We start from the raw sequence: 19,121 nt of genomic DNA, 5'->3' as shown, positions 1-19,121 counted from the left end.
ATGGTTGTGTCCCAGGATCTGCTTGCGTAGGAAGGCAGTCGTGGATATCAATATGAGCTGGGTATGGAGCGGAATCCTCGCGTACTCCATGCTCGTGATGCTCGCGCTGGCGTTCAATCGTGGCGCGCACCCCATACGACGATCACGCGCTCGCCGCCAATTCCTCTTCGCGCTCCAGCGTGCGCGTATGCCGCAACGCCGGAAACAACCGCATCCACAGCAACGCGATCGCAATCGTCGCGACGCCGCCGACCAGCACGGCCGGCTGCGCGCCCCACCACCCCGCCGTCAGACCCGATTCGAATTCGCCAAGCTGATTCGACGTACCGATAAACAGCGAATTGACCGCGTTGACGCGGCCGAGCATGTCATCGGGCGTGCGCAACTGCACCAGCGACAAGCGTACGACGACGCTGATCGTGTCCGACGCGCCAAGCACCATCAACGCGAGCAGCGACACGATGAACTGATGCGATAGCCCGAACACGATCGTCGCGAGGCCGAACGCGATCACGCCGCCGAACATCGCGGCGCCCGGCCGGTTGCGCAGCGGAAAATGCGCGAGCCAGATCGTGCCGGCGAGCGCGCCGATCGCGGTGCCCGAGCGCAGAAAACCCAGACCGATCGGCCCCGCGTGCAGTACGTCACGCGCAAAGATCGGCAACAGCGCGGTCGCGCCGCCGAACAGCACCGCGAACAGATCGAGCGACAACGCGCCGAGAATGACCGGCTCGCTGCGTATGAACGCGATGCCGGAGAACACCGATTCGAGCGTGACGGGCGTGCGGCGCGGCGGCTTCGTCTGCAGCGGAATGCTCCATACCGACGACGCCGCGGCCGCGAACGTCAGCGTGCACGCGAGATACGCAGCGCCCGGCCCGACCCCGTACAGCAGACCGCCGAGCGCGGGCCCGGCGATCTGCGCGGTCTGATTCGCGGAGGTCGCCCACGCCGTGGCCTTCGGCAGATAGCCGCGCGGCACGACGGCCGGCAACAGCGACGACACCGCCGGCGATTCGAACGCGCGCGCCGCGCCGACACACGCGGCCAGCGCAAAGATGACCGGCGCGCTGATCCAGCCGCCGAACGTGCCGAACGCGAACAGCGCCGCGGCCACGCTTTCGAGACCCTGACACACCGCGGCGATGCGACGGCGATCGTAGCGATCGGCGACATGGCCGACGACCAGCGTCAGCAGAAACATCGGCAGGAACTGCGCGAGACCGACCAGACCGAGTGCGAATGCGCTATGCGTGAGCGCGTAGACGTGCCAGCCCATCGCGACCGCGAGCATCTGGAATGAAAGCGATGAAAGGATGCGGGTGCACCAGAAACGCTGGAACGGCGGATGTTTCGGCAGGCTGAAATCGACGGAATCGGCGGGATCGGCAGGGGCTGGGGGCATCGGTGAGTTGCTCGTGACGGGGCGTGCGGCGGCTTGATCGGGCGGCGCTAGTTTAGAGCAAGACCGGCGGATGTGCTGGCTGGAGGGCGGGGATTGGGCTGGCGGGCGCCGTGCTGCCGACGTTCTCTTTTGCGTCTGCGCGGATAGTCAAGACCGCATTGTGGCGCCACGGCGCACGCTCATATACAGGCAAGTACACAGGCACATACGCGAGCACGCTGGCCTCGCGATGCGCCCCCGCCACCGCAATACCGCGCAGCTACCCCGTTGCTTCAAACCGGCTCGAGCTGGAACGATCGCACCACCGAGCGCAGCGTCTCCGCCTGCACTTTCAATGCGCCCGCGGCCTGCACGCCTTCCTGCACGAAAGCGGCATTCTGCTGCGTCACGCGATCCATCACCGTCACCGCTGCGTTCACCTGGTCGATCCCCGTGCTCTGCTCACGCGACGCGTCGGCGATCGAATCGACGAGGTCCGCGACGCGCCTGACCGAACCGAGCAGATCGACGATCGTCCTGCCCGCGGCCTGCACCGCGACGCCGCTCAGATCGACCTCGGCCGTCATCTCCTTGATCAGCACATCGATTTCTTTCGCGGCGCGCGCACTGCGCTCCGCCAGCGCACGGACTTCCTGCGCGACCACCGCGAAGCCGCGCCCCTGATTGCCGGCGCGCGCCGCTTCGACCGCGGCGTTCAATGCGAGCAGATTGGTCTGAAACGAGATTCCTTCGATGACCGAGGTGATTTCGCGCACACGCTCCGAGCGTTGCGCGAGCGCATTCATCCGCTCGGCGGCATCGCGCGCGGCGCGGTCGCCATCGCCCGCCTGGGTCGACGCGATGCCCGCGAGATCGCGCGCCTGCGCGGCATGCGCGGCGTTCGCCTTCACCATCGACGCCAGTTGCTCCATGCTCGCCGAGGTCTGCTGGATACTGGCCGCGTGCTCCTCGGTTCGGCTCGCGAGCGTACCGTTGCCGGTCGCGATGCCGGCGCTCGCCTCCGCGATCGTATCGGTCGAATCGCGAATATCGCCGATGATCGACGCGAGCCGGTCGCGCATGGTTCGCATCGCGGCCAGCACGCTGTCGGTGTCGCCCGCGCGGACCGGCACGTCGACGGACAACTCGCCCGCCGCGACGCGGTTGGCGACCTGAGCCGCAAGATGCGGCTCGCCGCCGAGTTCGCGAAACAGGCTTCTCGCCATCGATACGCACAGAAACGCGACCACCTGCACGCCGCCACCGATGAAGCCGATGACCAGCCACTCGACCACGTGACCGGTGCGGCGCGCATCATCGTATTCCGACTGCGCGACGCTCAGTTCCATCTTGCGCAGTTCCGCGCCTTGCGCGCGCACCGCCTTCGATACCGGCTCGATGCTCTGCGTCTCGACCCATTGCGCTTCGGACAGATTGTTCGCGCCAAGCAACTGCACGGCCGGACGCAGGCCCTTGTCGCGCAACGCGCTCCAGTTGGCGGCGAATTCGCCGGCGCGCTTGCGCTCGTCGGCGGACGTGCTGCCGTCGACATACTGCGTCATCAGCCGGTCGACCTGCTCGATGCGACCGGCCGTGCCCGCGACGACCGTTTGAGTTTTCTGCGCCGACGGATCGAGGATTGCGTCACTGACGGCAAAGCTGGCTTCGACGACCAGTTCGTTGATCGTGGAGATCGCCTGCAGCGCTTTGGCGCGCCCCTCGAACATCCGTTGCAGCGCATCGATCGACTTCGACACGCCGATCAGACCGGCCGCGCCGATGCCGAGAGAAACAATCGCGACAGCGACGGTCAGAATGACCAGACGGGCTTTGATGGTGAGTTTGCGCATTGCGGACCTGCGAAAAAGTACGCCGCGGCGAGCAGAAAACTGCAGCGGCATTGCCATGCGGGCAACTCGCCTGTTTACGACCGTTGCTGGAAGTGGTTGAGTGAAATTTTTATGAAACGATGCACTGTATCAGTGCGTCGTGATTGGAGGCGTGCTTGTAGCAATGCGTGGGGGCGTACTCGCGAGCACGGCCCCAACAGCCGCTTGAAAGAGCGACGCTCAAGGCTTCAGCGCCCGGCCCTCCGCGCGGCCGAACTCGATGAAGTGATCGACCGCGTCGACGCCCGCGGCGGCCACATCGGGATTCGCCTCAAGGTACAGCTTCGCATCGAAGCCGTCCGGCAATTCGGCGAGCCGCGCGATGCGTCGCGCCGCCTGGCTGCGCAATGGACGGCCTTCGAAGCGGCCGTAATAGATGTAGTGCTGCAACGCATTGCCGCCGCTCGCCGCCACGTCGGGATTCGCGTCGAGATAAGCGTCGCCGTCGAATTCGACGATCGGCGTCAGGCTCGACGGCATGCCGGTCAGATCGTGATAGCACAGGCAGCCGTCGGCAAAGAAATGGCACACCAGTGCCTTGCGGCTCGCATGCCGCGCATCGCGCAGCTTGCTGCCGCCGTGCAGCAGGTTCGCGTGCCACAGCAGCACGTCGCCCTTTTTCGGGTAGAAATAATGCGGGCCGTTCGATTTCTCGGCGATGACGCGCTGGATCGCGGGCTCGTAGATATCGTGGTACGCGGAGTAGCCGCAACCGAATGGCATACCGAGTTCGGTCGACATCAGATAAGGCAGCTTGTGCGTGCCCGGGTGATAAACGAGCGGCCCGGAATCGGGATGGATATCCTCGAACGCGATCCAGTTCGCGACCAGATAGCCGTTCGGATACGTCGACATATGAATCGAATCCGAGTGCTCGAGCTGCTCGCTGCTCTTGTGGCCGCCGATCGTCTGGAACGGCGCCGACTTCACGCCGAGCAGCAGACTCACGATCTGATTCATGCGCGCATCGAACAGCATCTCGCGAATCGCCGGCACCTTGAAATGCGGGTTCAGCGTGCGGCCCGGCAGCGTATCGCCGTCGAAAATCGGTTCATGCGGCGGCCTCAACGTGCCGTCGGCAATCGCGTCTTCATAGGCTTTCCACGTCGCATCGAGTTGCGCGTCGTCGAAAAAACCTTCGAGGATCAGATAGCCGTCTTGCACCCATTTTTTGCACCAGCCCGCTTCCTGCTCGCTGATTTCTCCGCGCGATAGCAGCGCGTCGATCTGTTCGAGTGCGTCCGGGCGGTCGAGCCATGGAACGGGCCCGGCCGCCGGAAACTTTTCAAACTTGAAGACTTGCGTTTGACTGTCGATCGGTACTTCGGCGGTAACGGGCCGGTCGAAAAAACGCGGGTTTGCTGGAGTATTCATTTTTGCTGAAAAGCTCCGGATTCGATGGTGAAACAAACTGACGCCGACGCGTTGCTCCACTTCGCAAAGCCGCTTAACTGATCAGGCGCCCTTCGGTACGGCCAAAGCGGATGTAGTGCTCCGCGCCAGAACTGAACTGCTTCTGTTCGACGGCCGCCGCTACATCGGGATAGCGCTGCAGGTATCCCGTTTCGCTGAAGCCAGGGATGTGAGCGGCGTAAAGAAGAATCGCCGGACCCGCCGGATGATCGCGATCTTCGCGGCCCACGATCACCGTCATGTCGAGCGCATCCAGGACCGACAGCAGACTCGCGCGGCTCATCCAGTTGGCTTGCGGCGCGGTTCCTCCGATGAATTTCGTGCTGGTGATGCTGTCCAGATAGCTGTAGCGATGGATGTCGATTTCGCGTCCGCGAAATACCGACTTGGTCGGCGTCGGATCGACATGCGTTGCCATGTTTCGATTTTCGCGCACGACGTCCGCATCGAAGTAGTGCGTCCAGATGCACAGGGAGTCGGATGCATACGCCATATCTTCCAGCAGCGCTACCGGATCGAACATGTGATACAGCACGCCGCTGGCGAGAATCAGATCGAAACGCTGCTCACGCTTTCTTAGCAATTCGCGGAAATCGCCGTACATGAATTCGGCATTGAACTTCAATGCATTCTGTACGAGCAGGCACTTCAGAAAGCACTTCGAGTTGGCCTCGATGGCGAGGACCGGTGATGCACCGGCCTGGGCCAGCATGTAGGTGTGGCCGCCTTCCATGGGGCCGAGTTCCAGCGCGCTCTTGCCGGCAAATCCACCGCACACCGACTCGAACCATTGCAAACGCCCATCTTCGAAATGGGCGGTCTTGCCTAGACCGTAACCTGGCACGTCCGATATCCACGTGCCGTCGAAAAGATTGAAAGCCAGTGCGTGACTCGGTTCCGATGTCGCGTACAGATCCAGTTCGGTTCCTTTCAATTTGCCCCCTCGATCGCTCGTTCAGGATTGGCCGATTATGGCACGACCGGACAACGTGTCACGAAGGTTCATCGGCACCTCGATGAAGGCATCGGGAACGCGATGACGTCACAGCCAAGTGCAACGGCAGACGCGCTCGCAAAATGCAGATTGCTATAATTTGCGCGCCCACATTCGAAGTGTTCCCGAGGAAGTCCATGGACCAGAGTCTTGAGTGCGTCACGCCTTTGAATTTTTGCGAGCAGGCTTATCTCGCCGCAAATCCGGATGTAGCCGAAGCGGTCGCACGGGGACAATTACGGTCGGGAAGATCGCACTTCGATATCTTCGGTGCATCAGAAAGCCATCGCATGCAAGATGCCAATGTGGCCGCTGATCGCAGGCAGCAGCGCAGAAAGCAGATCGAATCCACGCTGCGCACTGACATGCCGTATAGCGACGATGGAAAGTTCTTTGATTTCCTGTCCCCTGAGCTGCGCTCAAAGTTCGATATTTACGATTCCGACCTGACGGGCAGCAATCATTACGACGGCGATGCTCTCGCAGTAATCGAGCGTCACCCTTCTGGTTTGATACTGGATTGCGGAGCGGGAAGTCGCCCCGCGACATACGAGAACGTCGTCAACTTTGAAATCACCAATTACCCGTCTACCGATGTGCGCGGCGTTGGAGAAGTTCTGCCGTTCAAGGACGCGTCATTTGATGGCGTACTTTCGCTGAATGTGCTGGAGCACGTCAAAGATCCGTTCACTGCCGCGAAAGAAATTCTTCGCGTGCTGAAACCCGGCGGCGATCTGGTTGTGGTCGTGCCGCTCACCCAGCCGACTCACGGCTATCCGCATCACTACTACAACATGACCGCGGAGGGGATCCTCAACCTCTTCGGGTCTTCAATCGATGTCGAACGTGTGTACGTGCCCGAATCGACGACGGCCATATGGTCGATCTACTGGATCATGCGTGATTGGGCCGAAGGGCTCGACGAGCAATCGCTGCGGGAATTCAAGACGCTGACTGTCGGTGAGATTCTGGAAGGAGGACCGCCGGCTTTGCTGAAGCGATCGTTCGTGACGCAGCTTAGTGCGCAGAAGAATCTTGATATCGCGAGTTCGACGACTGTTATTGCGAAGCGGGTTTGAAGTTGACGGGCGGTTGCGGGTGAGGAAATACGCACTGCGCGTGATATCGGCATTTAGCTACCAGGGTTCCACGGGGATTGGAGACATATGCGCATTACCTTTGCCGTCATGACGGCTGCGCTTCTTACGCTAGTCGGCTGCGCGCAGCCCCGACACCCCGATACGAAGATCGAATGCAGATTCGCGTCGCCTGGATACCCCGCCGTTTCTCGGGCCAAAAAAGAAGAGGGAACCACAGAGGTGCGCGCAGTGATCGATCGCGATGGACAGATCACAAACATCACAATTACGAAAAGCAGCGGCTATGAACGTCTTGATACCGCAGCGCTGGCCGCGATGCGAGCTTCGGCCTGCGAGCCGCTTTACCGCAATGGCGAGCGCGTACCGTTTTCACTGAGGCAACCGTTTCGCTTTGCGTTGACGGATTAGGTTGCGTTACTGGTCTGATGAGGCTGGTGCGGGCGTCACGCCCGGCGAAGGCGCCGCCAACGAGCGGAATTCACTTCCCGCCAATCACCCAACCCCACTTTAATAACCCAAAACAAAAAGGCTCCACATCTGGGAGCCTTATCTGTTGGGTGGCGGAGAGACGGTCATACCAACCCGGTTCCGCACGATTCCACGCAATTCCATCAATCCCTTGCCCAGCAAGGGTTTCACAGAATCTCGATTCCACAGCAGTCCTCCCCGGATCGCCTGAATCCAGAGATATTTTGATAGTCAATTTGTAAGTCAAATCGTTAGAATGACGCTATGGCACACGCAATTAACAAACTCAGCGCAACGAAAATCGGCAAGCTCACGAAGCCCGGCTTTCACGGTGATGGGGGCGGCCTCTACCTGCAAATCACCCAAGGCGGTGTCAAATCGTGGCTTTTTCGTTATATGAAAAATGGCAAGGCCCGGGGTATGGGCCTAGGCCCCTTACACACTGTAAGTCTTGCCGACGCGCGCGTGCTTGCCCTCGCGGCGCGCAAACAGTTGCTAGAAGGCGTTGATCCGCTCGACGCCAAGGAACAGCAGCGTGCGTCATCCAAGGCCACAGCGGCGAAAAGCAAAACGTTCGACGAGTGCGCGGAGGCATATATCGAAGCTCATCGCAGTGGTTGGAAGAATGCCAAACACGCGGATCAGTGGACGAATACGCTTGATACCTATGCGTCACCGCACTTCGGGTCGCTTGTGGTGTCGGCGATCGATACTGCGCTCGTCATGAAGGCGCTGGAGCCGATCTGGACGGAAAAGACCGAGACTGCCTCGCGCGTTCGTGGACGGATCGAGTCCGTACTCGATTGGGCAACCGTGCGCGGCTACCGCTCCGGAGAAAACCCGGCGCGCTGGAAAGGCCACCTCGATCATCTGCTTCCGAAGCGGTCGAAGGTGCAGAAGGTCGAGCATCATGCCGCCCTGCCCTACTCCGACGCACCTGCGTTCATGGTTGAGCTTCGCAAACTGGACAACACGGGAGCCAAAGCGCTCGAACTCCTGATTCTGACTGCAACTCGTACCAACGAAATAATCGGTGCAAGGTGGGATGAGTTTGACCTAAGCGCGGCAATCTGGACCATTCCGGCCGAGCGGATGAAAGCTGGAAAGGAGCATCGCGTACCTTTGTCCAAGGCTGCGATTCGCATTGTCAAGGCGATGAAGTCAGTCCGGCAGAACGAGTACGTGTTCCCGGGGCAGCGTGAACAAAGCCCGCTATCAAATATGGCCCTTTTGCAGTTGTTGAAACGCATGGAACGTAGTGATCTGACGGCTCATGGTTTCCGCTCAACCTTCCGCGATTGGGTTGGCGAGACGACGCACTATCCGCGTGAAGTTGCCGAAGCCGCGCTGGCACACCTGCTCAAGGATAAAGCAGAGGCCGCCTACGCGCGCGGTGACCTGTTTACGAAACGCGCGGCGATGATGGCTGATTGGGCTAACTATCTTGCTGGTCGTTAAGCCAGTCGTTGCCTTGCTACTGCGACTATCGAATTTCATCCTTCTAACGATCCGAGAGCGGCGAGGACTGCAGTCGATCCACAACCACCTTTCGACCCGACCCGTGGGCTATGGCTATGGCCGGTTGCAAACTGGAACGGCTATTCGTGCAGTGTATCGGTCGGCGAGTCGTCGGCCAAAGCTGACGTCGAAGCGGACTGGGTTCTATGTCAGCAATGCGGCCGACGGCCAACGTTGGCGACTAGAAGGAGGCGCGACAGCTTTCCCCATCAGTGAACTCACACTCTCGATCCGTAGAAGCCATTCCGTTTTCGTTGAGCAACGACCGCTTTTCAGAGGCTGGGATCTGCCTCCGCGACAGGCCGAAGCCACCCGGAAAATTGAAAGCGGTCGCTGACGCTTCCGCCAGAGAGGTGGGAACTGATTGCTTTGGCTCAGCTCTTGCTGAAATCAATCGCCGACTCGTCCAGCAATGGCGGGACACGGACTTCAGGACACTTGTCGTCGCTATGTCGCCAAGTCAGATCCGCGACCAGAAAGTCCAGCCAAACTGGTTCCAGACGCAGCTCGCCAGCCTTTGAGGCGGGTTGCTGATGACGATCCCGGAGCCAAGCCAAGATGCGCTCGCGGATAGCGCGTGAATCACCGAAGAAGTCTTTGAATTTTTCCAATTTCGCTCCACCTGTCTCTGGATTCAGCTGCCCGTTTTGTTTTGCTTCAAGCAGTTCCGTGAACGCTTTGGCGAAATCATCACGGACGTGCAATTGCCCACATGCTTCCGGAAAGGCCTCATTCGTCAACATTTCGCGCAACTTTCTACATCCTTCCAGAGTCAGTTCTTTGTTCAACGCATTTGCTAGTCCTTCGGCGTTTTTCACCTTGTCTATCACCTCCACAACGGGCAAATACGCCACCAAAGACATGGGTTCGGGCAGCAATTGGGGACGTGGCTTGCCACTTACCACATGCACCGGATCGAGATCCACGACCACCAAGGCTTGATCGGTCGGCGACAGCGCCCCCTTGCAGTCAGCCTGCAGAATGCCCTTGCTCCAACCGTGATACGGAGTCAACAGACGTACGATACCGGCGTGTTCAGGTTTCACGCCGTTAACGGAGTCAATGCCGATGAAACAGCTACCGCCAATGCTGATCTTCTTGTTAGCCGCATTACAGAACACGGTAGCCGTGCCAGACGCCAAAACGCTGGCCTGACCAGCATGCCAATAGTCGTTGCTCCGGCTTGTGAAAGCGGGGACCAGCAACACGGACCGTCGCTCACGCTGCAATTGCGCGAACGTCAGTAGTTCGCCAAGTGCGATGACGTCATCGTTGACAATCGTTTTGGCTTCGGAGGGATTTCCGCCAAACAGTTGCAAAATCTTGGCCAACTCTTGTTGCAGCGGCGACCGGTTGGCGGGGCTTGTAAGCACGAACAACTCAGAGCAAATTAGCTCCATGCAGTAACGCAGCTTCTGAGGACCATGGAGCAAAGCTTGGAACAGCGGAATCAGTTGGTCAGCTGACCATTCACCCTTCTTCGCGCGATCTCGGATGCGGCGCAATTCCCCCACCACTTTCTCTTCGGTGTATAGCGGCTGTAACTTATCGGTACTCGGCCGGAACAGTTCATGGGCTGCCACGGCGCGGTACTTCTTATCACGCTGCAACTCGATAACCCCTTTGTCCCCCTCCAACCCGAGCGGCACTTCAAGCGCTTTGTCCGGTGCCCACAACAGGGTCAACCTTTCCTTCAAGTGATCGCCACCGTCAGTTGCCTCGAAATGCCGATAGGTACCCGCAAGCACGGCCAACCCAGGGAAATTCGGAAGCTGCGTCTTCAACCATGCCACTGTGTCCGGTCGAACGGACACTTCGGGCAAAACCAATAATTCCACCTTCAGGTCTCTGCAAGCCTTCAGGGCTTGGCTCAGTAGCACCCGACGCCGATGCTCTGGCCAAGAAATGACTTTCTTGTCGTGGCGCCAAAGAAACTCAGAATGTCGCTGAGCGGATTTGCTTACTGTCTTAAGGTCGCGATTCTCCAATTCGGATCGGAGTGCATCTCGCGATGAATTGGCTAAAGGCAAGCCGCCCAGACCGACTTCGACTATCGGGTGAGCGTAGCTTTCATCCACTCGGGACTGAAACAGCGCGACGCGGAAGTGCGAGCTGATTCGTGCTCCCCGGTCATGATTTGTCTCGCCTCCGAGGCGATTTTTCCACGACTCACCTTGCCATTCAGGCAACCGTTCGAAATAGAGCGAGCCTGAGTGCCTTTCGGCCGACGTCTCTGGTTGCGGCGGCACTATGGGCTGGTCATCAACTACCTCAGACTGTGAATTCAGCGGCTCTGTAGTGTGGCCGTCGGCTTCATCTGGATACGCTAGCGAGTCGTTCGTCACATCATTTGTTAGCGGAGTTGCAGTGCCGGCTTTAACGTAATCGGTCGCCGCGGGGTGATACCGAACTGCCACGCCTGTTTTAACCGTGTCGATCACATCCGCTTGAGATGGCAGCCACTTTCCCAGCTTGGTATCAAGCGAGTGTAGGGCCAGCAGATCATCGTCCGTGATACGGCGTGTTTCCGTCCAGACCTTAAGCACCCGGCTGCCCATCAGGGGGCGGTATTCTTCGACCGAGTTGGCATACAGGCTGGTGTACTGCGGCCTGCTCATTTGCCAACCGGCCCCCGTGGCATCTATGAATTCGTCGGTGTCGCGGCTACGACCAAACGTCCTGCCATGAACACATACAACGCGCATACCTCGCTCGCGATCGAGCTCGCACAGCGCTTTGGGCAACGCCTGTATCAAACTCTCGCATTGTTGCAGCGTGAATCTCGGCAACGCGTCGAAGGGCCAAGGCTCTTCCGCCACGTCTGCATCATCGGCGCGAGCAGGCTTGGTCTGCCAAACGCTGAGCACCGCAAATAACTCTTTCAACGAATGCAGTTTGAAGGCCTGCGCAAAGCTGGCATCGAGCAAGCCGATCATGGCAAGCATCCATTGCCATGGGCTCGCCTTGCACAGTGCAGGCCAATCGCCGTCGAACAGCGTCTTGCGTATCGCCCGGTAATCACCCTGCGGATCCAGGCGAGCCATGTCCGGCATCTCCCAATCAGCCGGCAAGTTCAAGCTTTCGCTCATACGGCGCGAACCCAAGTCTGCGGCGTAGCCCCAAAGCGCCGCTACGCTACCACGCAGGCCAATGCCCACGGTAGCTAGCACCAGCGCCATACGCAGCGACGTTGCCGGTGCTTCGGCCTCGTGCTTGCTCGGAACTGGATACAGCGCGCGGTACAGGCCCAACATCAGCGCCGGTTCAGGGCGTAATGAGGTCGTTTGGCCGGTTGGCCGCAGCAATTTAAGTCCTGCCACGACCCACAATGGCAATCGAGCCAACGCGTCTGGGAACGCTCGATGCAGTGTGTGCCGCAAGTCATCACCACTGCGCATGTTCATTCGCATGGCCATGGCTCGGCTTTCGGCTTCCATCAGAATTACATGCCGCACCTGTGCGTCCAGGTCCAGGTCCGCAGGAAAGTCTTGCAATAATTTCAGTGCTCGATTCACCGTGCCGGGCAACGAAGAGACCGTGTCTAGTGCAGCATCAATATTTGCGGACGACAGATAGCTTCCCTGCAACTTGCGTAACTGCTGGCGCAGCACATAGTTTTCCAGTACCTGCTTGGCATGCGCCTCGTTGTCTGATTCCTCGATATCGTCAAGTAGCTCGTCGCGCTCGCCAGTCTCGCCTGCCATGTCTACAGCCACGCCCAGCACGTCGGCGACGGCCCAACCCACGCGCCACATTTCTGCGCCCTCCAGCGGCACATTTTCCGACTGCACTCGTTCGTCACGGTCGTGGTACCACGCGCTGACGCCCAGCAGATTGCGCGGAACCGGATCGGCGAGAAGATGAAGCGTCACCCTCCCTCCCTCTCCATCCTGAAACAACTGAGGCCGGAACGGAACATACGCAATTCGATCCTCGTTGTCCCCTTTCCATCGATGCATCGCCAGAAAAGCTAGAAATAGACACGCAGCTAAATGAGTCTTGGGTGCCGAGAGTGTTACTTCGGAGGCATTTAATTCGCTCCACGGCTGTGGCACCACACTCCTGCCATGACGAATTGTGGAGGCACTGAGTTCGATCAATTTAAAGTAGATCGGTCTTGTCTCGGCTGCATTTGACGACCCCGAATGCAGAGCCGCTTGCACGAAGTGAGACACCACTTCAGGTCCATTGGGAGTCTCACCGCGGAGAAAGCAACGGTACAGAGATCTGCCATCAATTCCGGGTTCTGTATCGATCTCGTAAATCGATTCGGCTTCGTGATTCAGAACAGGCAAGTGCGGAATCAGCCGGAGATTCTGATTGCCCCCGATGCCTGAAAGCAGTTTTGGAAATCTAGACAGCACAGTCAGTCGCACATCACGCCGCGCACTTCTGACCACAAAGTCGATGGCAAGTCCTACCTCTGCGTTGGCACTGATCGCAACGCCTTGGCCGATCAATTGGCAAACGACAGTTTGCGCGAGGGCCAATTCATTATGTTGGACGGGTAAGCGGTTCCTGAGCGCAGCCAACGGATCCTCATTACCCGATGCGTTGAACAGTAACGTACCCGCCAGACACAACCATTCAACGGCTGTCAACTCACGGTTGCCTTGTGGCGCGACCACCGGTGGCGCCGGCTCCTCGCCAACCAATCGCCAAGCTTTACGCGCCACCAGCCGTGTCCGGCGCTTCACATGGTCGCTGTTCGTGGCAGGTCTCACGCTCTCAAAGAAGTCGGGCTTGTAGACCAAGCGGGCCAGAGCAATGCGATCGATCCGCCTCTTGTCGCGCTCAGTCAGTAACTGGCCGTTCAATTGCCAAGGATTAGGATCAAGCAGTTTGTCCAGCCCTTCAACCGCAAAGAGCGTGTCGTAGCCGCGCTCTTTGAAGGCCGAAGCCCAGTCGTGGCCGTCGCAAACCTCATTCCAGTGGCTCCAAAAGTAGGTCCACGCAGGCTCAGAATCGACGGGCCGGTCCACGATGGCAATATGCCACCACAGCCAGCGAGCACATAGCCCCAAGTCACTAACCCGCAGATCAGGCGCGCTCATCGCAGCCTTCACCTGATCAATGATGTCCTCGGGCCGATCCATCAGCGCTGGATGCCGAAGCATCTGTAGGGCGCACTGGCGATCCACTTTGGGCAGGTCGTCACCTAGGCTCCAATCAGACTCGCCGTCACCGACGATTGGGGGTTCCCAGGCGGGCACGGACGCTGCCAGTCCCCGCCCGTCGTTAAGCTGGCGCATTACTTGGGACGGCGTGCCGGAGCGCACACGTTCACCCTTGTGAATCAAGGAAATCGAATGCTCGGCGGCCTTGGCCTGCAGTACTTCGCGCAGTTCCGTCAATAGTGCTTCGTTGTCTGCGAACAGCACGATGTCATCCACATAGCGCGCGTAACCAGCGCGGGGGTGGGGCTTGCCATCGGGGCCGGACTCTTCGGTACGGGTACGGCGGATGAACCTTCGTGCTGCATCGTCCACCGGAAACAGGGCAATGGTGCCGATGTAGGCTGAAAAGACCGGCCCCTGAGGTATACCGGTCACTTCTTCGCTGCGCCGGGTTTTGCCTGCAACCTCGGGGTCGTGATACTCGTGACCGAAGATCAGGTCAGTTAATAGTCGCTCCAGCGCACCATCCCGTTCTGACGAGTCGATGGTCAGCCCGAACATGCTGGAAAAACCTTCTGGATTGTGGTCGCGAAGCGCCGTAGACAGAGGCTTCAGAAGCTCTTCTCGTACCACGTAACGCTGGATCGAGTCGTAATAGCGCTTGGCGTCCAGACGCAGCACATGTACCCGTGGCCCAATGGAATGGCACTGGCGCATCAAACTCGCCATGAAATCACGCCAGCATTGGCCGAAAGGCCGAAACATGCCTTGGTCCGAGGGAGTCTTGTCACCCTCCAAAACATCCATGTCGATCTGATAGCCAAAGCTCAAGGTCTTAGGCTCACCCCATTCGAGATCGGGCTCGTTGAGGGCCTCGTACATGCCGGTAACCAAGACCTCCTGTCGGGAGGAATACCAACGCACTGCTGGGATGTACGCCGAGAACGCGAGACCACTTGCGCTCAGGCGATCATGCCGATGGGTGAGCAGTTCATTAAGGAATAACTGCTGAGCATGCAGGTCAGCCGGGTGGGGCATTACCTTGCGGCGAGGATCGTCAAGTACATCCTTGTTGGCCGTAAGCTTGCGCGGTAGATGCACGGCATCAAAAGGCGCAGCTTGATGCCACAACTTTCCCTGAACAGCGGCTCTGAGACGATCCAGAACCGTCTCGTCAAACAGATACTCATTGCCATTCAAAATTTGCCAAGCACTTTCATCGCAAGGAAGTTCGCCGCGGCGCGCACCATGGTATGCAAGCCTTCGGGCCAAGGCCGCTCGCGGACGCTCTTCCTCCAGGTAGAGGCTGCGCTCACTGGGCCGCGTTCCACCGACGGATCCCAGCAAGACCGCTTGCAATTGCTGGGCCCATGGCCATGGGCTGTCTTTCAGCCGCATCGCCGGCGCTTCAGCCAACCGGTGACCGTAAAGGCGCTTGACCGTCATGGCCGTTCTGAACAGTGCACGTTCGCGGACCGTCACAGCTAGGTGATGCCAGCGAAGTGCCGCAAGCTCGGATGCGTCTTGGCTTCCCAACTCTCCCGCAAGGAGTACCCCTTCGGCTGGCAATTCGAAGCGCTGTAACCAGCCCGCTGCTTGCTCGGCGGACGCAACGTCGAGCAGGCAGGCGTCTGGGTCTTTGCCCAGTGCTGGTTCGATTCGCCAAGGCAGGCCGACCCACCGCAAGTCCACACCTGGTAGGTCAAGTAGTCTGCGCACCAATCGGTTGGCGCCGCCAAAGCCGGCTGAGTCACTGTCTAGGAAGACGCTGTACGCTAGCTCTCCCTTCCCGGTCGCGTTCTCAGCCAGGACCTTCAGCAATTCCAGTTGGCCATTGCTCAGGCTGACGCCCATCAGCGCTACAGCTGGCTGCCCTAAGGACTTCATCCGCAGCGCGTCGAGAAACCCTTCAACCAGATAAAGCGTAGCCGGTTGGCCGTGCTTCAATGCGTGTTCGACAGCCTTGAAGGCATCGGTCGCATTGAACAGGTGATTGCTTTTATCGAAGCCCGATGTGAGCAGATACTTCGCTACTCCTTCCGGAGGGAGGCTCTGGAGCGCGCGGCCCACAAAGCCGATCACTTTGGGCTGTTTGGCATCGGCGCTACGAATCGGGATCACGACGCGGCCATCGTGGAAGCAGTCGCGGAACTGGTCGCGCAAATCCAGTTTCCACTGTTCGGTCGAAGATGGGGAGCGTAGACGCTTGATCAGTCCTAGGCTCTCCAGCCCATCGATCAGTTCGGTGCGCTCCTCCAGTTTTTTACTCTGCAAGGCCTCCACCAAGACGCCGTGCGAAATGCAACGGAGCCCCTGATCGTATAGAAACCCCTCCTCGAACGCACGTTCGGCGCACCATGCCTTAAACAGTTCAGCGTCGTGCTTTACGTCAAAGGTGCTTAGCGCAAAGTCCAGTGCGGCTTGACTGACAGTTTTTCGTTCGCTCTTCGTCGGGGACAGACGAAGCGTGGAAGTGAGGCCAAATTGCTGAGTCAGCCATTTCACTGCTGGCAGGAAGTCCAACCCCTCGACTTGTTTGACTAGGTCAATGGCATTGCCGTGGGCACCGCAAGCAAAACAGTGAAAGTGCGCAGGAGAAGCGCCTTCTGCCTGATACAGATTCAGTGAAGGCCGGGTGTCTTGGTGAAACGGACAAAGCGCCCGCGTCTGTGAGCCGTGCCGCTCGGTTTCGATGCCAAGTCGCCTAACCACGTCTTCCAGTGAAACCTTGGTCAGTACCTCACTGATATCGTATCGATCCACTTATTCCCTCGATTTTCTTTTTGTAACCCGCTTGAAAAGCTTACAAAGTCCTCTGTATGCATCTTGGACAGGGCCTCAGCATGAACCCCTTCGTCATCGTACGGTGCGAGGATAGAGGATCGATGACCCCACACGTTCGGCCGGTGGCATTGGCCGACACCGCAGGCTATATCCACCACAGCTCCGCGCCGAATCTTGGGCATAGTCCCCAACCGACGTTGGCGCGTTCGGCGACGAGCTTGTCAAGTACTTTCAGCATCAACTCACCTTTCGATGTAGACCGAATGCGAGTCGTCAAGCGCTTCAATGCATGGCCGGGTTGGCATTATATATTCGCTATCTCGATGTGAATTCCGCGCCGCGGAGCTATTTGCGTTCCTGTACTACCGGGTCGATGGGGATACGCATTGCTCGCACAAAGCCGATATTACGCACAAAAGCGCAATGTCCTCTCGATTGTTGAAAGACCACTCACGGTTGCGGGTATGAGTTCGCTGATCGAGAAAGCTGTCATTCGGCAGCAAAGCCAAACCGCCGGCCGCATGCTGACGTCGCGGTCGTCCGGTCCCAACGCCCGCAAAGGCCGACTAGCGTGCGTTGAGCATCGGGCAGTACCAGGAAGTCAGGTAGCCGTTCGGATGATAACCGTGTGACTCATACCAGCGGCACAAATCGGCCCGCGAGTGGTCGCTCACCGATCATGTCATCATAAAACCTCGGTCTGCTCCGTCATATCCACCCTCCTACCGAATTGCTCGAGACTGTGCGCAGATACCACATCATTCCGGCAAAATGGGTAACTTAGTATGACCGACGTCCGGGTACCAAGTTGGATTTCTCCGCAGTTTTAGGCGTTACCTGGTCCTAGACCAAGCCGAGCCGTATGTACTCGCAGGTTATACCCTCTCGTTTAAATTTTTATCCGTAAGGAGGGTTTTCGAGGGCGACATCAAAACTACGCCAACCGAACCGTATACGCACGATGGGTCTTTTCAAGCGTATTTATCTATAATCAGACGACAAATGACTAAAATTCAAAAAGATCGACCAGATGGGAGTAGCGAGGCCGATTACAAGGGCTGGGAATGTTGGGAACCCCGCCGATGGGCATGGGAATTTTTGCGCCGGAACAGTAAATTCCGAGATGAGTGCGACGCAGTATTAAAAATCAAGAAAAAATCAAAACGCATAGCGAAGAAAAAAGAAATCGCGTCGACATTCATGCTGCGCTATTACCGTCGCTACGACCAGCCATACGACAAGAAACCACGCGTTGCTTTTGCTGGCATTTCAAGCTCACCCAAACCGACATCGATTGCCTCGATGGAATGGCAAGCCACGTTGCAGCACGACCAGATTGCGCTCATTTTCCATCTGCGCCCGGCACTGCACTCCAAAACAGCCATCAAGGAACTATTGAACGGTGCTGAACCGATTTTGCAATCCAGAGTTGACCATATCCGGGGCCTTGAATCTCCAGAGACCAAGTATCTAGATTCGCAGCCACAGCTCGATAGGCCAAATTTCCTTTGGTATTTGCGGTTGCTAGACGCAACAAGTGACAACGAGGGCGATAACACCGACGTTGCCAAGTTTAAATGGATGCGGTTAGCCAACGCCCCATGGATCATCAAAGAAAAACGCTGGAGTGGCCCAAGGGCCAAAATCGCCGAGAATATCAGAAAGATGGTCGATGACAGCGCCAAACCTTTCACCGAATTTCGCTACATTGCCATCGCTACGGCGGCAAAAAGACACGAAAAGATGCCGGCGGCAGAACAGAACGTTCGCCGCTAGCAATCAATCGTCAGCATGGCATACGGCCACCGGCACAGGGCGGAGCGAAACATAAAAAATTTCGCTCCGAATTTCCCCCCTTCCAAGCCTGCATGATGTTGTCCATGCCGTTCTCACGGCTGACATTCCGGACGACATCATGCCAATCAAACAAACTACGACGGAGTTGCCAAACTGGCACGCTCCAACGATCCTACGTCGCAAGGCCGTGGAGCAGATCACGGGCCTTTCGCGATCTTCCATCTATGCCGGAATCAAACTCGGCACCTTCCCTACACCAATACGGCTAACTGCGAACTCCGTCGGTTGGGTTGCGCAGGAAATCGAGGCATGGGTTCAGGCCCGGATCGATCGCCGTAAATAGCGAGGGAAAGTGCGCCCCCGGGGTTCTCACCTCTTCGTGCTCCATCCTCGCCAACCGCGCCTTCAATTTAACCACGTCATCTTGCCCCCTCCCCTCTCACGAGGAAGGAGAGAACCGTGTGCGACGTGTAGGGATACGTCTATAACTCTCTTATTTTTTCCTTCAACTGATCGAGGAAGAAAAAGGAGAAGGAAACAGACGATTTGCCTACACATCCTACACGGAGGAAGGGGGACATCAACTTTTAAATAAAAATCATGGCAGCGAAAAATACCCCCCCGAAGTCAGTAGGTAACAACCCACGGTGCGACGCG

The 19,121-nt window shown here is 58.2% G+C and carries 10 protein-coding genes; 5 read left to right on the top strand and 5 right to left on the bottom strand.

From position 1 onward, the window contains the following. Positions 1–142 precede the first annotated feature (142 nt). From L0U82_RS06380 to L0U82_RS06365, 4 genes are all read right to left on the bottom strand, one after another. Complete coding sequence (locus L0U82_RS06380; protein ID WP_233829232.1) at positions 143–1,405, bottom strand: MFS transporter; 1,263 nt, start codon at positions 1,403–1,405, stop codon at positions 143–145. 272 nt (positions 1,406–1,677) lie between these two features. Next, positions 1,678–3,234, bottom strand: coding sequence for a methyl-accepting chemotaxis protein (locus L0U82_RS06375; protein WP_233829230.1), 1,557 nt, complete (start codon positions 3,232–3,234; stop codon positions 1,678–1,680). A gap of 219 nt (positions 3,235–3,453) precedes the next feature. Further along, entirely contained in the window at positions 3,454–4,647 is a 1,194-nt protein-coding gene (locus L0U82_RS06370; RefSeq protein ID WP_233829228.1) for a phytanoyl-CoA dioxygenase family protein, read from the bottom strand. Between the two features lie 73 nt (positions 4,648–4,720). Then, positions 4,721–5,620, bottom strand: coding sequence for a class I SAM-dependent methyltransferase (locus L0U82_RS06365; protein WP_233829226.1), 900 nt, complete (start codon positions 5,618–5,620; stop codon positions 4,721–4,723). 197 nt (positions 5,621–5,817) lie between these two features. Between L0U82_RS06365 and L0U82_RS06360 the strand changes: the two genes are divergently transcribed. The 3 genes from L0U82_RS06360 to L0U82_RS06350 all read left to right on the top strand — a co-directional run bounded on the left by L0U82_RS06360 (position 5,818) and on the right by L0U82_RS06350 (position 8,706). Then, positions 5,818–6,759 carry a methyltransferase domain-containing protein gene (locus tag L0U82_RS06360; protein WP_233829225.1) on the top strand — a complete coding sequence of 314 codons (942 nt, stop codon included), beginning with the start codon at positions 5,818–5,820 and terminating at the stop codon, positions 6,757–6,759. Positions 6,760–6,846: 87 nt separating this feature from the next. Further along, positions 6,847–7,188 carry an energy transducer TonB gene (locus tag L0U82_RS06355; RefSeq protein ID WP_233829224.1) on the top strand — a complete coding sequence of 114 codons (342 nt, stop codon included), beginning with the start codon at positions 6,847–6,849 and terminating at the stop codon, positions 7,186–7,188. 324 nt (positions 7,189–7,512) lie between these two features. Beyond that, positions 7,513–8,706 carry a tyrosine-type recombinase/integrase gene (locus L0U82_RS06350; RefSeq protein ID WP_233829223.1) on the top strand — a complete coding sequence of 398 codons (1,194 nt, stop codon included), beginning with the start codon at positions 7,513–7,515 and terminating at the stop codon, positions 8,704–8,706. Between the two features lie 434 nt (positions 8,707–9,140). On the opposite strand, the gene L0U82_RS06345 is transcribed toward L0U82_RS06350, so the two are convergent. Beyond that, complete coding sequence (locus L0U82_RS06345; RefSeq protein ID WP_233829222.1) at positions 9,141–16,646, bottom strand: CHC2 zinc finger domain-containing protein; 7,506 nt, start codon at positions 16,644–16,646, stop codon at positions 9,141–9,143. 1,023 nt (positions 16,647–17,669) lie between these two features. On the opposite strand from L0U82_RS06345, the gene L0U82_RS06340 reads away from it, so the two are divergent. Further along, positions 17,670–18,443, top strand: a complete 774-nt coding sequence (locus L0U82_RS06340) for a transcriptional regulator domain-containing protein (RefSeq protein WP_233829221.1) — start codon at positions 17,670–17,672, stop codon at positions 18,441–18,443. Positions 18,444–18,582: 139 nt separating this feature from the next. Then, positions 18,583–18,807: a helix-turn-helix transcriptional regulator gene (locus L0U82_RS06335; protein WP_233829220.1), complete on the top strand. Its 225-nt coding sequence runs from the start codon at positions 18,583–18,585 to the stop codon at positions 18,805–18,807. The last annotated feature ends 314 nt before the right edge of the window (positions 18,808–19,121 follow it).

It is taken from the genome of Paraburkholderia sp. ZP32-5, assembly GCF_021390495.1.
Classification (GTDB): domain Bacteria; phylum Pseudomonadota; class Gammaproteobacteria; order Burkholderiales; family Burkholderiaceae; genus Paraburkholderia.
This window is presented reverse-complemented; position numbering and strand designations above follow the sequence as displayed.